Genomic DNA, 12,623 nt, shown 5'->3' with positions numbered 1-12,623 from the left:
GACAATTATCATGATGCACTGGCTAGACACTTTAAAATTCGACGAAAACGGGCTCATCCCTGCCATCGCCCAAGACAAAAGCACGGGGCGAATCTTAATGATGGCGTGGCAAAACCGTGAGGCGCTCGAGCTCACCGCCAAGACAGGTAAAGGCGTGTACTATAGTCGCAGCCGTGGCAAGCTATGGCACAAAGGCGAAACCAGTGGGCACACTCAGATCGTGCACGAGATTCGCACCGACTGCGACGCTGATGTCATCACGCTCATCATCACTCAGATTGGCGGCATCGCTTGCCACACTGGGCGTGAAAGCTGCTTTTATCAAAAGCTTGATGTCGAACGTGGTGAATGGCTGGCTGTTGACGAGGTAATCAAAAATCCTGATGAGATTTATGGCACGCATGACACCGTCAATTGTCCTGCCGTTAAGGCGCAAGGCACGTCTGCACAGACAGTCTTGGCCGAGCTTGATAAGATTCTGCATGAGCGCAAGAGCGCTGACAAAGACAGCTCTTATGTCGCCAGCCTGTATCACAAGGGTCTAAATAAAATCCTAGAGAAGGTCGGTGAAGAATCCACCGAAGCAATCATCGCTGCCAAAGAGCTACAGCTTGTTCGTGCACTTGCCAAAGATGACAATGAAGCTCGTGCTGACGTCGTCTATGAAGTGGCGGATGTGTGGTTTCACAGCTTGGTCGCCTTGCATCAGTTGGGGCTATCGAGCGATGACGTGCTGGCTGAGCTTGGCAGACGCTTTGGGCTGTCGGGTATCGATGAGAAAAATTCACGCACAAACTAATCTGTGCTAAAATATCTACAATCTAATGGTTAAATAAAAAGGGTAATTATGGGCGGATTTTCATTAACGCATTGGCTGATTTTATTGGTTGTGGTTGTGGTTATTTTTGGCACATCCAAACTTAAAAACGCAGGCAAAGACCTAGGCTCTGCCGTCAAAGGCTTCAAAGATGCGGTCAAAGACGAAGACAAGCCTAAACTGTCTGACGGTGAAAACAAACCCATCATCGCCGATGTCAAGGAAGTCAAAAAAGCCGAACAAGCTGAAAAAACTGACACTTAATAAGTTCGGATCGCTTCGTGCTAAATCTTGGTTTTTTTGAATTAACGCTGTTTGGCGTGATTGCGCTGATTGTGCTTGGGCCTGAGAAATTACCCGTGGCAGCGCGCACGCTTGGCAAATGGTACGGCAAATTTCGCCGCTTATCAACGCGCCTACAAAGTGAGTTCGTCAGCGAATTGCAGCTGTTGGAAGTTCAAGAAGAGCTCAAAGGCGAGCTTGCCAAAATTCGCGAATCCGAAGCCAAGATGAAAGCGCAAATGGCAGAGCTCCAACAAAGCCTCAATAAGACCGAACAAGTTGCCAAGGCAAATAAACAACACATCTTAGATGCTTGGCAGGACAACGCCGATGATGGCGAGCATCAAGATATCAACCCTTCAAAAGACACCAGCAATCAAGACTTTCATCAAGCGGCCGCGCTGGAGACTGCATTTAACCTACCCATGGTGAATCATTGGTTCCTGCTGGGCGATTATGATAAAAAGCGCCGCCTTCCCCAAGCGCCCTTCATGCCTAATTACAAGGCAGATCCCTTACTTTATACGACGACATCATGAGCCAGCGATTAGATAATGACGCCGACATGCCATTGATGGCACACTTTGCTGAATTGCGGACGCGATTCATCCGTATTTTTGCGGCGGTGATTGTGGTGTTTTTGGCTTTGGTGGGGTTTAGTCGTGAGCTGTACGATCTGATTTCAAACCCTCTGGTTGCGCTATTGCCCAGTGAAGCCAGCCTCATCGCAACCGATGTCGCATCGGGGTTTTTGGCGCCAATTAAGCTGACTTTCTTCGTGGCGCTGTTCATCACCGTGCCGTTCATCATTGCTCAGATTTGGGGCTTTGTCTCGCCTGCACTCTATAAGCACGAGAAGCGTGCCGCTCTGCCGCTACTGCTATCTGCGATTGTGCTGTTTTATGTCGGGGTGGCTTTTGCTTACTTCGTGGTGCTTGTCCCAGCGCTAAAATTCTTCGTGATGTTCGCACCCGACAACGTCCTGCCGATGACCGACATCCAAAGCTATCTTGATTTTGTCATTAAGTTGTTTGCGGTGTTTGGCGTAATGTTTGAGATTCCTGTGGCAACGCTACTGCTGGTCTTGATGCGCATCGTCACCCCTCAATCACTGGCTGATAAACGCCGCTATATCATCGTGGGCTGCTTCTTCATCGCCGCCATCGTTACCCCGCCTGATGGTGCCAGCATGCTGATGCTTGCCATCCCAATGTGCCTGCTTTTCGAGGCAGGATTATTCATGGCAAGACTTCTCATCAAAGAAGAAAGCACTGATAATCCCGTCACCGACTAAACACCATCTTGCGAACAAAGCAATGTTAATTGTGTTATACTTGGCTGTTTTTATTGCTAAATTTGCCCATGAATCAGATAACCACACCTGCACCCACCGATGAGCAAATCAACGCCCTGAGCATGGCGATGACAGGTCAATCCTTCAAGATCGTCGCCTATGCTGGCGCGGGCAAAACCACCACGCTCAAGCTCATCAGCGAGCACATGCAAGGGCGTGGTCTGTATTTGGCATTCAACAAAGCCATCGCCAGCGAGGCGCAAGGAAAATTCCCAAGAAACGTACGCTGCCAGACTTTCCATTCGCTTGCCTATCGTCATGTCAATCGTGATGTGACCGCAAAGATCAGCCTGCCACGCCTAACGCCAAGCCGACTGGCAAATGAGCTAAATCTATCCGCCATACAAGTAGAGCGCAAAGTCGATGGCATCAAAAGATCCATCACACTCACCCCTGCCAAGCTTGCCAACATCGTCTCAGAAGGCATCACCAATTTTTGTAAAACATCGAGCGCTTACCCTGCGCCAAGGCACATCACCCCGCCATCTTGGTTGGATGAGAAAGACAGCGAGAGACTCCAAGAACTGCTATACCCCGCCCTTGAGATGCGCTGGTTACAGTCGATCGATCCCCGTCATCAGTCAGGCATCGGGCACGACATCTACCTAAAACTCTGGACGCTATCCAACCCCATCATTCCTGCTGACTTCATCTTATTCGATGAAGCCCAAGATGCCGACCCGCTCATGATGGGCGCGCTCATCCGCCAAGATAAACAAACCATTTACGTGGGTGATGCACATCAGCAGATCTACGAATGGCGCGGCGCACTGAACGCCATGAAACGCCTACCCTATCCGCAGACGCTGCTCACACAGTCGTTTCGCTTCGGTGATGAGATCGCCAAGGTGGCCAATGTTTTTTTGACCGCATTACAAGAAACCATCCCATTAAAGGGCAATCCAAACACCGCAAGCCGCATCGCCAAATTGCTCGCCCATGGCAAAAAAGACGCTATACTGTGCCGCACCAACGCCACTGCCATAAGTCATCTATTAGCAGGGCTTAAAGCAGGGCATAAAGTCGCTCTACAAGCCGACAGCGATCGGATTTTAAGATTTTGTCATGCTGCCGAGAGCCTAAAAACAGGAAAATCCGCCTATGGCGTGCCCGAATTGGCTTTTTTTAAGCATTGGGGGGAAGTGCAGGAATTTAGCGAAACAGGTGAAGGCTCTGACCTCAAAACCTGGGTAAAGCTCATCGAAGAACACGGCACGCAGACCATCTCAAGCGCCATCAAGAGCCTCACCACCCAAAGCCATGCCGACTATGTCGTCTCTACCGCCCACAAGGCAAAGGGCCTTGAATGGAATCGCGTGCAGATCAGCGATGACTTCTTATACGACATCAATCGCCAGAGCATCAAGATTACCCCTGAAGAGCTGCGCCTGCTCTATGTCGCCTGCACTCGCGCCAAAGAAATCCTCGATGTACACCACATCAGCGACCTATTGGCATCGATCGTCCTCGATGACAAGAAGCTCATCTATAAATAAAATAAGACCACCTTTTCTATGACTGATTTTAGCCATTTTTTTAATCATCCCGTTCGTCTGCTCGCCCCGATGGAGGGCCTGACCGATCCGCTAATGCGCCGGATTCTTACACGGATTGCCAGTGATCTGGGTCGTCCTTATGATTGGTCGGTGAGCGAATTCATTCGGGTGACACACTACCCACTGCCTGCACATGTATTCTATAAATTCGTGCCAGAATTACACACCGATGGCAAGACCGCCAGTGGCACGCCCATTCACGTGCAGCTGCTTGGTAACAACCCAGGCACCATGGGTCAGAGCGCACTCACGGCCGTAGAGCTTGGGGCGCGTGCGATTGATCTAAATTTTGGCTGTCCTGCCAAGACTGTGAATAGCCACAAAGGCGGCTCTGTATTACTCGATGAACCTGAGACGGTTCATGACATTATTCTCGCTGTTCGTCAAGCCGTACCTGCGCACATTCCTGTCAGTGCCAAGATTCGACTTGGCTACACCGACACCTCTAAGATGAGCGAGATTGGTGATGCGGTGCACACCGCCAAGGCAAGCTGGCTAACAGTCCATGCCCGCACCAAGACCCAAGGCTATAAACCGCCCGCCTACTGGGAGCTCATTGCGCCATTTAATAATCTTGGCATGCCCATCATCGCCAATGGCGAAATCTGGACGGCTGACGATGCCCGTCGCTGTACGGCACAGGCGAGCACAACGCATCTGATGCTCGGGCGCGGCGCGGTCACCCGCCCCGATCTGATCGCGCGCATCCATGATGAGAGCATCCAACTGTCTTGGGATGAGCTGATCACTCATCAAATCGAATTCCTACATGACGATACGGACAATCAATCAGGACTCATCGGACGCTACAAACAATGGCTGGGCATGCTCACCAAAGGCTATGCTGAAGCTGAGCATCTTTGGCATACCATCAAACGCCTAAAAAACAAAGATGACATCATCCAAGCGTTAATCCAATCTAATGCATGATGTTTAGCTGCGAACCTTTTTAAGAATTATTTTCAATTATTGCTTGCAAAAGGGAATAGGGAGGCGTATAATTTATTTAAAGTTATATTATAACATTTAAATAATTACTCAAATAACCATGCGAGGTTCTCCATGCAAGTACTATCATCCCTAAAATCTGCCAAAACCCGTCACAAAGACTGCCAAGTCGTCCGTCGCCGTGGACGTACCTTTGTCATCTGTAAATCCAATCCACGCTTTAAAGCGGTACAAGGTGGCAAAAAGAAAAAATAAACGCTACCGCTTACCTCATCACAGTTTCATGGTGATAATAAAATACCGCACAATGCATCATTGGCGGTATTTTATTATCTGCTGGCAGCTTAGTCTTCGTGTCTGGCCTCATAGGCATCATGTTCAGCTTGATAAAGCGTGCCTAAGCGTTTTTGGGTGTCGGCATCGAGCAGCTTTTTGGCTTCTTTAAAGAATTCATTCTCTTCTTCTTTTAGGTGGTGAATGGTCTCTTCGATGAGTGCGTTCGCCGTTTCAAAGAATCTGTCATCGCCGGTACGACCATCACCCAAAGTTGCCATCAGCTCATCCATCTCATGATGTTCTGCGATGGCGTGGCGAGATAGCTCAAGTCCTTCATCAAATGCCATCACAGGCACATAAAGATGACGCTCTTCGGCGGCTGCGTGCGCCTTTAATTCTTCTTCTAATTCTAAGAACACTTCTTTTGCCTTGTTTCTGTCTTTGGCATCGACGTGCTTTTGGAAGCTTTTACATAGGTCGCGCTGGATGTCATGCTTGGCGATCAATGCGCTAAAGATGTCTTTATTGGCGGTGATGGTTGTCATATTTTTGTCCTCTTGTCTTAATGCTCAGTGGGCTTTTAGCCTGCCTAGTCATTTCATTATAACAAAAAACCCAACCCAAAAAAGCCCAAACTCCAAGAGTTATGTAGGATTATGTAACCAATAAGAATCCTTATAACTTGCGATATACATCATTGAACGGCACGCGGAAACGCTCGCCCCAAACACCCTTCTCGCTACGGATACCACACGAGACGACCATGTTAATCTCGCATTCTTCGGGCAAATCCAAGAGATCCTTGATCATTCTGCCATCAAAGCCTTCCATCGGGCAGGTGTCAAGCCCCTTTTCGCTCATGGCAAGCATGAACGTCTGCGCAACCAGACCGCAACTCTTATGCATGACAACACGCATATCATCAAAAGACACGTCTGCTTGAATCGGACGAAATTGCCCAATCGTACGAGCAAGCATCTGGCGTGCGGTCGGCACAAGCTTGGTTTGACTATATAGGAGCGGCATCAGGCGATTATAATAATGCTCGAATCGCTTGGTGCGGTTAGGTACTTTATGGGCGGGGCTGTAGTTTTTGACGTTATATTTTTCAAAATTTAACACCGCTTTGGCGCGCGCACGATGCAGATCAGGGCGAATCACGAATACCACCATCTGATCGGCAGTGGTCGCTGCACCTTGAGATAGGCACGCCTTGGCAAGCTTCGCCAATAGCGTCTTATCCGTTACATGATAGAATTCGTACAGCTGCATATTCGAGCTCGTTGGCGCCAGCGTGGCAAGCTCAAGGCAATGTTTCACCAGTGCTTCGTCAATAGCAACGGGCAAATAATCGCGCACGGAACGACGATGGCTTAATATGTCATGCAAACTCATACCACATCCTTAATTCATGTCCAATAAATGAATAAAAGCTAAAATCTTTAATCTTAAAATTCAGGCTATTTTATCGTAAAGTTTTAACTTTTGCCGTAAAATTTTGTGATACACTAATGCAATTTTTCCCTTTGATGCCAATTTTAAGACGAGGTAATGCTATGACTGGCACCTCCAATTCGCCCAAACCTACCCACACCCAATCAAGCCTTAGCCATCAACTCAGCCGTGAAGCCAAATGGTCTTTGTATCTCACGCTCCTGTACATGGCAGGTTGGGTGATTTTTGCGTATTTTATGCCAGCAGGGACGGGGCTTTTGGGCTTGCCGTTGTGGTTTGAGTTAAGCTGTATTTTTTTGCCCCTGATTTTTATTTTAATCAGTATGGCGGTGTTAAAGGCGGTTTATCAGGAAGTAGATTTGGACACTGATTTGACATCAGACAAAGGGGACGACGCATGAATTTAAATATTCAAATTTTAATCCCTCTTGTTCTGTATCTGTTTTTTGTGTTTGGGGTGGCGTGGCACGCTTATCAAAAACGCAAAACGGGCGGATTTTTAAATGAATACTATGTTGGCTCACGCTCCATGGGCGGATTTGTACTTGCGATGACCACGGTGGCGACTTACGTCTCGGCAAGTTCATTCATCGGCGGGCCTGGGGCGGCGTATAAATTTGGCTTGGGCTGGGTGCTACTGTCCATGATACAAGTGCCTGCAATCTGGCTCACGCTTGGCACGCTTGGTAAGAAGTTTGCCATGCTTGCCCGCCAAACAGGTAGTATTACCATCAATGACCTGCTATTTGCCCGTTATCAAAATAAAGTCGTGGTGTGGCTTGCGTGTGTCTCGCTCCTACTGGCGTTTTTTGGCATGATGGTGGTGCAGTTTATTGGGGCAGGTCGTCTGCTTGAAACGACACTGGGTCTGCCTTATGAATGGTCGATTGGCGTGTTTGCCCTTGTGATTGGGCTTTATACCTTTATTGGGGGCTTTCGTGCGGTAGTTTTGACCGACACCGTGCAGGGGCTTGTCATGCTCATCGGCACGATGCTCCTACTTGGGGCAACGCTTGTCGCCACAGGGGGCATGGAGAACGCCATGACCACCCTGCACGCCATTGACCCACGCCTGCTGACCCCCACAGGCGTTGATGATAAGCTGTCGGCAACATTTATGCTGTCGTTTTGGGTACTGGTGTGTTTTGGTCTCATTGGCTTGCCCCATACGGCGGTAAGGGCGATGGCGTATAAGGACAGTCGCTCGCTACACCGTGGGGTACTTGTGGGAACGGTGGTGATGACGGTGCTGGTCTTGGGCATGCACCTAGCAGGGGTCTTGGCTCGTGCAGTCGTGCCTGAGCTTGATGTGCCTGACAAGGTCATTCCCACGCTCATGATGACGGTGCTACCGCCCTTTGTGGCAGGGATATTTTTGGCGGCACCTATGGCGGCGATTATGTCGTCCATTGACTCGATGCTGATACAGTCGTCAAGCACGCTGATTAAGGATTTGTATTTATCTATCAAGCCTGACGCTATCCACAACGAAGCCAAAATCAAACGCTACTCCACCACGCTCACGCTTGGCTTTACCATGATTTTGGCGGTCGTTGCCATGCTAAATCCGCCAGATATGCTCATTTGGCTAAACTTATTATCCTTTGGTGGGTTAGAGGCGACTTTCTTATGGGTGCTAGTGTTTGGGCTGTATTACAAAAAAGCCAATGCCACAGGGGCGATATGGTCTATGGTGGCAGGTCTGACGAGCTATGTCATCATTGCCTATTTTAAAATCGCCTTATGGGATTTGCACCCTGTTGTGCCTGCGTTGGTGATTGGGCTTGTTGCATTTTTGGTGGGGAATAAGGTGGGGGAGATAAAAAAGGCGTGATGTTGGTTTGGTTTTTTCAAGAAGTAATATTGTTCAATTAAGATATTTTTTGCAATATGGACGTGTAGGGGCGTGTTGAACACGCCCTGCCAATCCTACAAAATATCTTTTAAATGTGGAACTAGTGGGGATTTAGGTTGATTTTCTATATCTTGGAGCGACTCATAGACACCATTTATCATTAGCATTGTTAATCAACCATACCTTTGGGTAGATTTGTAGGAACAAATGACATTTGCCTTGTGATAACATGTTGATTTTTGGGCGAATGTAATTCGCCCCTACATGCCCAAATTTTAAAATATCTCTTTATTAAACAATGCTGTTCAGTTTAATATTAAAAAGGGCGAACACTCGCCCCCTTTTCACACTGCATCCACCACAATCGGCTTGCCATTGTGCATTAGTACCGTTACGTCCAAGTTATACAGCACTTTCATGTTTTGAGCGGTTAGCACGTCTTTTGGCGTACCCACCGACACCACTTCGCCCCCTTTCATCATCACAACCGTATCGGCAAATTGGGACGCTTGGTTGATGTCGTGTAGCACGATAACCACCGTTTTGCCACGACTTGCCAACACCTTCATCTGTCGCATGAGTCGCCCTGCGTGGTACATATCTAGGTTGTTGAGCGGTTCATCAAGCAAGATATACGGCGTATCTTGGCACACCACCATGGCAATCAGCACACGCTGACGCTGACCGCCTGACAAGTCGGACAAAAACCGCTCCGCCAACGTCTCTAATTCAAAGGTTGTAATCATCTCCTCCACCTTATCCTTATCCGCCTGTGTGGGTCTGCCCTGATGATAAGGATAACGCCCAAACATGAGTAGCTCACGCACACGCAGTCGCCCCTGAATATGGTTTTCTTGGGCGAGCATGGCGACTACTTTTGCCATATCACTATCTGTGGCGGTGCTGATGTCATGCCCATCAAAGCTGATACAGGCGGATTTGTCCTGCAAAGGATTCATGCGAGCCATCAGGCTAAACAGCGTACTTTTGCCCGCCCCGTTCGCTCCGATGAGTGCGATGATTTGCCCTGTGGGTAGCTCAAAGTTTACGTTTTTTAAAATGGGTAAATCGCCGATGTTGTGGCTAACGTTTTTTACTTTTATCATAAATACCCCAATTATTCCAACAAATACAAAGGCAAGCCAAGCCCAAATAAATCAAAAAATGAATGTGCCAAAGTAAATGGCACCAGTTCATCACTTTTATAGCGTAATAACAAAAACACAATCCCCAAAGTGGTAATGGTTAATGCTCCTGCCAATCCTTGATAGGTATGAAAGGCAAATCGCACAAACAAAGTAAACACAATGGCAAGGGGCAAATGTTTTTTTGTGGTCAATGCCACCAATCCAATAAAAAATACTTCTTCATAAAAGCCATTTAGTAGGGCAAATAAAATAAAGGAAACAGACCACATACTAAAATGCTCGCTTGCCCCATAATGTGCCTCCGTGGTTGGATAAAGCTCGGGAAAAGCCCAGTATTGCAAATACTCATAAAGAGATGCCACCGTTCCTGCAATGAGAATGTATAGCACCACTTTTGGCAATGTCCAGCGATTGACACTAAAATTTAATTGTGTAAAATCAAATTTACGATAGGTCAAATACCCAAACGCCACCAATAATGCCACAATTTCACTCAAAATCCCCGACCAGTTACTTGAACTGTTGAATTCCAAAGTCTCGGGAGCAACCTGCTCATGGCTTATCAATTCAAAAAACTGCATATTGGAACTATAAATGGCAAAGCCAAAAAAGATAATCGCCAAAATAACCACATCAAATAAGTGCAATGATTTTAATTTATTTGTCATTCAACAACCTAAATTTATAGATTAAATTTTATGTATTAAGAATTATTGCATTGTACGTTGTTTGCTATATTGCATAAAAATCAGTAGCAAAAACGCCACCCCGCCAAACAGCTCAATTACCACTTCAAGCACGCCTGCCATTTTAAAGACATGCTCAAACACCGCCTGTCCCACGATGAGCGTGCTACTGGCGATGAGCGTCACCAAAATCAGCCTCTCGCCATGAGCCATTTTGGTGCAAAACCGATTGGTCAAAGCACACACAAGTAGCCCAAAAAACGTAATCGGACCCACAAGGGCGGTTGCCATGGATACGAGTAGCGAGATTGTCATCAAAATACCAAGAGACAGCTTATGATACGGCACGCCAAGCGAAATGGCACAATTTCTACCAAGTAGCAATACGTCCAACGCAAACCGTTGTCGCCACACATAAATAAAAGTCGCCACCGACAGCACCACACTGGTGATGAGCAGATTGACATTGACGGCGGTAAAACTGGCGTAACTTTGGGCTTGTACGGTAACAAATTCATCGGGATTTATCATGCGAGCGACCATGTAGGATAGGCTACGAAACAACGTCCCAAAAATCACGCCTACCAAGATAAGCCGTGTCAAATCCTGATTGTGCTTGGTAAACAAAAAACGAAACAAAATCACCGACAGCATCATCATGACCGCCACTTCAAAGGCAAATTTGCCCACCGTTGGCAAGGTGACATAACTTAGCATACCCAAAAAGAACAACAGCAAGCTCTGTATTAGCACATATAAAGAGTCAAAGCCCAAAAGACTTGGCGTTAAAATGGGGTTATGCGTAAGCGTTTGAAACAAGAGCGTAGATACCCCCACCGCATAGCCTACCACCAAAAAAGCAATGAGTTTGCGAGTACGCAGGGGCAAGGCAAAATCCCAACTGATGACATTTAAGGTCAAATACAGCCCACAGCCAATCACAAGCACGATAAACGCCAACAAAATAGGATTGCCCAACAATTTTTTTATAAAATTCATCACACGCCCCTATTTTGATTTTGACAAAAGCCATAAAAACAGTGCCGACCCTAGCACGCCAAAGACGACATAGACAGGGATTTCAAAGGGATAGCGTATCACACGCCCAATAATATCGCACAAAAGGACACAAGACGCACCAAGCAACGCCACCGCAGGGAGCGACACTCGTAGGCGGTCTCCAACCAGACGGCTCACGATATTTGGCACGACAAGCCCCACAAAGCTAATCGCCCCCACCGTAACCACCACCACCGCACTTATCATCGCCACCATGCCAATGGCAAGCCACATGACAGCGTCTTTATTGACCCCCAAATTTTTGGCGATACCGTCCCCAAGCCCGATAATCGTCAAGCGGTCTGCCATGATATAAGCAATTGCGGACAAAATCCCCACCAGCCACAAGGTCTCATACCGCCCTGCCAGCACGCTAGAAAAATCGCCAAACCGCCACACCGACAGCATTTGCACCGTCTCGGTCTGATACGCCAAAAACAGCGTAAACGAATCAATAATCCCCCCAAACACAATCCCCACAAGCGGAATGATGAGAAAATCGGTGGGCGGTAAACGTTTGATAATCTGCATAAAAATCATCATACCGCCAAACGCCATGACCGTTGCCACGCTCATCTTACCCAAAAGGGGCAAGGTTGGCATATAAAGGCTTGTGAGCAAAATCCCAAGCACCGCCGACTGTGTCGCCCCAACCATAGACGGCTCAACAAAGCGGTTTTTTAGCACGACCTGCATCATCATGCCCGCTATCGCCATGCTCGCCCCTGTCAAAATTAAAGCGAGCGTACGCGGCAGACGGCTCACCAAAAAAAGCTGTGAGCTGTTGTCGGTGTCGTCAAAGAGTTTTGCCCATGAAAAATCCGCCACCCCCACCGAAATGCTGATGACAATCAAAACAAACAAAAGCAAAAACGCGCCAACATTGACAAATGCTGGCGACCACCGAGATTTTGGGGCGGACTTCAGGGTAGAGAGTGTCGCTGTGGTCATAGGATTCCCAAGTGATAATTCCTAAGGTGCATGGTGAGGCGAAGGGGTTTATAATTTAAAATGGGTTTATACAGCCAACAAAATTGAATCTTACTACAAAAACTGTTCGCCACAAGCTTGGCTGCGGGTCGGTTTTCGTCATGGTTCGACAGGCTCACCACGAACGAAAAACTGTAGTACTCTTTCGTTTTGTAGAGTGTATGATAAATTGATATGATCAAATCAAAATATACGCC

The 12,623-nt window shown here is 47.6% G+C and carries 15 protein-coding genes; 9 read left to right on the top strand and 6 right to left on the bottom strand.

Annotated features, from left to right (window positions below):
- Nucleotides 1-13 precede the first annotated feature (13 nt).
- The 7 genes from hisIE (at nucleotide 14) to ykgO (ending at nucleotide 5,212) form a co-directional block, all read left to right on the top strand.
- Nucleotides 14-799, top strand: coding sequence for a bifunctional phosphoribosyl-AMP cyclohydrolase/phosphoribosyl-ATP diphosphatase HisIE (gene hisIE / locus AAX10_RS00490; RefSeq protein WP_046700523.1), 786 nt, complete (start codon nucleotides 14-16; stop codon nucleotides 797-799).
- 48 nt (nucleotides 800-847) lie between these two features.
- On the top strand, nucleotides 848-1,081 hold the full coding sequence (gene tatA, locus AAX10_RS00485) for a Sec-independent protein translocase subunit TatA (protein ID WP_046697688.1): 234 nt from the start codon (nucleotides 848-850) through the stop codon (nucleotides 1,079-1,081).
- A gap of 17 nt (nucleotides 1,082-1,098) precedes the next feature.
- A complete protein-coding gene (gene tatB / locus AAX10_RS00480) occupies nucleotides 1,099-1,638 on the top strand; it encodes a Sec-independent protein translocase protein TatB (RefSeq protein ID WP_036366779.1) in 540 nt (179 codons plus the stop codon).
- Nucleotides 1,635-2,393, top strand: coding sequence for a twin-arginine translocase subunit TatC (gene tatC, locus AAX10_RS00475; RefSeq protein WP_046699543.1), 759 nt, complete (start codon nucleotides 1,635-1,637; stop codon nucleotides 2,391-2,393). The genes tatB and tatC overlap by 4 nt, the downstream gene beginning before the upstream one ends.
- Nucleotides 2,394-2,461: 68 nt before the next feature.
- Nucleotides 2,462-3,949, top strand: coding sequence for a UvrD-helicase domain-containing protein (locus AAX10_RS00470; protein ID WP_046700522.1), 1,488 nt, complete (start codon nucleotides 2,462-2,464; stop codon nucleotides 3,947-3,949).
- A gap of 18 nt (nucleotides 3,950-3,967) precedes the next feature.
- Nucleotides 3,968-4,939 (top strand): tRNA dihydrouridine synthase, encoded by a 972-nt coding sequence (locus AAX10_RS00465; protein WP_046699542.1) that lies wholly within the window; start codon nucleotides 3,968-3,970, stop codon nucleotides 4,937-4,939.
- A gap of 132 nt (nucleotides 4,940-5,071) precedes the next feature.
- Nucleotides 5,072-5,212, top strand: a complete 141-nt coding sequence (ykgO, locus tag AAX10_RS00460; RefSeq protein WP_046699541.1) for a type B 50S ribosomal protein L36 — start codon at nucleotides 5,072-5,074, stop codon at nucleotides 5,210-5,212.
- 89 nt (nucleotides 5,213-5,301) lie between these two features.
- Here ykgO and AAX10_RS00455 read toward each other — a convergent pair whose 3' ends face one another.
- Nucleotides 5,302-5,778: a hemerythrin domain-containing protein gene (locus AAX10_RS00455; protein WP_036366771.1), complete on the bottom strand. Its 477-nt coding sequence runs from the start codon at nucleotides 5,776-5,778 to the stop codon at nucleotides 5,302-5,304.
- Between the two features lie 130 nt (nucleotides 5,779-5,908).
- The gene (locus AAX10_RS00450) at nucleotides 5,909-6,628 is read right to left on the bottom strand and encodes a nitroreductase family protein (protein WP_046695883.1); all 720 of its coding nucleotides are present in this window, start codon (nucleotides 6,626-6,628) and stop codon (nucleotides 5,909-5,911) included.
- A 161-nt stretch (nucleotides 6,629-6,789) separates the two neighbouring features.
- Here AAX10_RS00450 and AAX10_RS00445 point away from each other — a divergent pair, with 161 nt between their 5' ends.
- The gene (locus tag AAX10_RS00445; RefSeq protein WP_046697687.1) at nucleotides 6,790-7,089 is read left to right on the top strand and encodes a YhdT family protein; all 300 of its coding nucleotides are present in this window, start codon (nucleotides 6,790-6,792) and stop codon (nucleotides 7,087-7,089) included.
- On the top strand, nucleotides 7,086-8,522 hold the full coding sequence (panF, locus tag AAX10_RS00440; RefSeq protein ID WP_046699540.1) for a sodium/pantothenate symporter: 1,437 nt from the start codon (nucleotides 7,086-7,088) through the stop codon (nucleotides 8,520-8,522). Before AAX10_RS00445 ends, panF begins: the two co-directional genes overlap by 4 nt.
- 365 nt (nucleotides 8,523-8,887) lie before the next feature.
- On the opposite strand, the gene AAX10_RS00435 is transcribed toward panF, so the two are convergent.
- Genes AAX10_RS00435 through AAX10_RS00420 form a run of 4 tightly spaced genes read right to left on the bottom strand, consistent with a single transcriptional unit; the run spans nucleotide 8,888 to nucleotide 12,387 of the window.
- A complete protein-coding gene (locus AAX10_RS00435; protein ID WP_046697685.1) occupies nucleotides 8,888-9,649 on the bottom strand; it encodes an iron ABC transporter ATP-binding protein in 762 nt (253 codons plus the stop codon).
- A gap of 11 nt (nucleotides 9,650-9,660) precedes the next feature.
- Entirely contained in the window at nucleotides 9,661-10,359 is a 699-nt protein-coding gene (locus tag AAX10_RS00430; RefSeq protein WP_046699539.1) for a CPBP family intramembrane glutamic endopeptidase, read from the bottom strand.
- A gap of 42 nt (nucleotides 10,360-10,401) precedes the next feature.
- Complete coding sequence (locus tag AAX10_RS00425) at nucleotides 10,402-11,376, bottom strand: iron chelate uptake ABC transporter family permease subunit (protein WP_046699538.1); 975 nt, start codon at nucleotides 11,374-11,376, stop codon at nucleotides 10,402-10,404.
- Nucleotides 11,377-11,385: 9 nt separating this feature from the next.
- The gene (locus tag AAX10_RS00420) at nucleotides 11,386-12,387 is read right to left on the bottom strand and encodes an ABC transporter permease (RefSeq protein ID WP_080946951.1); all 1,002 of its coding nucleotides are present in this window, start codon (nucleotides 12,385-12,387) and stop codon (nucleotides 11,386-11,388) included.
- Between the last annotated feature and the right edge of the window lie 236 nt (nucleotides 12,388-12,623).

This window comes from Moraxella bovoculi (genome assembly GCF_000988745.2).
Classification (GTDB): Bacteria; Pseudomonadota; Gammaproteobacteria; order Pseudomonadales; family Moraxellaceae; genus Moraxella; species Moraxella bovoculi.
Note: the sequence above shows the minus strand (reverse complement) of the source record. Positions and strands in the feature narration are given on the sequence as shown.

Coding starts and splice junctions, on each gene's coding strand:
- hisIE (WP_046700523.1), top strand. CDS start 14: ATGCACTGGCTAGACACTTTAAAATTCGACGAAAACGGGCTCATCCCT.
- tatA (WP_046697688.1), top strand. CDS start 848: ATGGGCGGATTTTCATTAACGCATTGGCTGATTTTATTGGTTGTGGTT.
- tatC (WP_046699543.1), top strand. CDS start 1,635: ATGAGCCAGCGATTAGATAATGACGCCGACATGCCATTGATGGCACAC.
- AAX10_RS00470 (WP_046700522.1), top strand. CDS start 2,462: ATGAATCAGATAACCACACCTGCACCCACCGATGAGCAAATCAACGCC.
- AAX10_RS00465 (WP_046699542.1), top strand. CDS start 3,968: ATGACTGATTTTAGCCATTTTTTTAATCATCCCGTTCGTCTGCTCGCC.
- ykgO (WP_046699541.1), top strand. CDS start 5,072: ATGCAAGTACTATCATCCCTAAAATCTGCCAAAACCCGTCACAAAGAC.
- AAX10_RS00455 (WP_036366771.1), bottom strand. CDS start 5,778: ATGACAACCATCACCGCCAATAAAGACATCTTTAGCGCATTGATCGCC.
- AAX10_RS00450 (WP_046695883.1), bottom strand. CDS start 6,628: ATGAGTTTGCATGACATATTAAGCCATCGTCGTTCCGTGCGCGATTAT.
- AAX10_RS00445 (WP_046697687.1), top strand. CDS start 6,790: ATGACTGGCACCTCCAATTCGCCCAAACCTACCCACACCCAATCAAGC.
- panF (WP_046699540.1), top strand. CDS start 7,086: ATGAATTTAAATATTCAAATTTTAATCCCTCTTGTTCTGTATCTGTTT.
- AAX10_RS00435 (WP_046697685.1), bottom strand. CDS start 9,649: ATGATAAAAGTAAAAAACGTTAGCCACAACATCGGCGATTTACCCATT.
- AAX10_RS00430 (WP_046699539.1), bottom strand. CDS start 10,359: ATGACAAATAAATTAAAATCATTGCACTTATTTGATGTGGTTATTTTG.
- AAX10_RS00425 (WP_046699538.1), bottom strand. CDS start 11,376: ATGAATTTTATAAAAAAATTGTTGGGCAATCCTATTTTGTTGGCGTTT.
- AAX10_RS00420 (WP_080946951.1), bottom strand. CDS start 12,387: ATGACCACAGCGACACTCTCTACCCTGAAGTCCGCCCCAAAATCTCGG.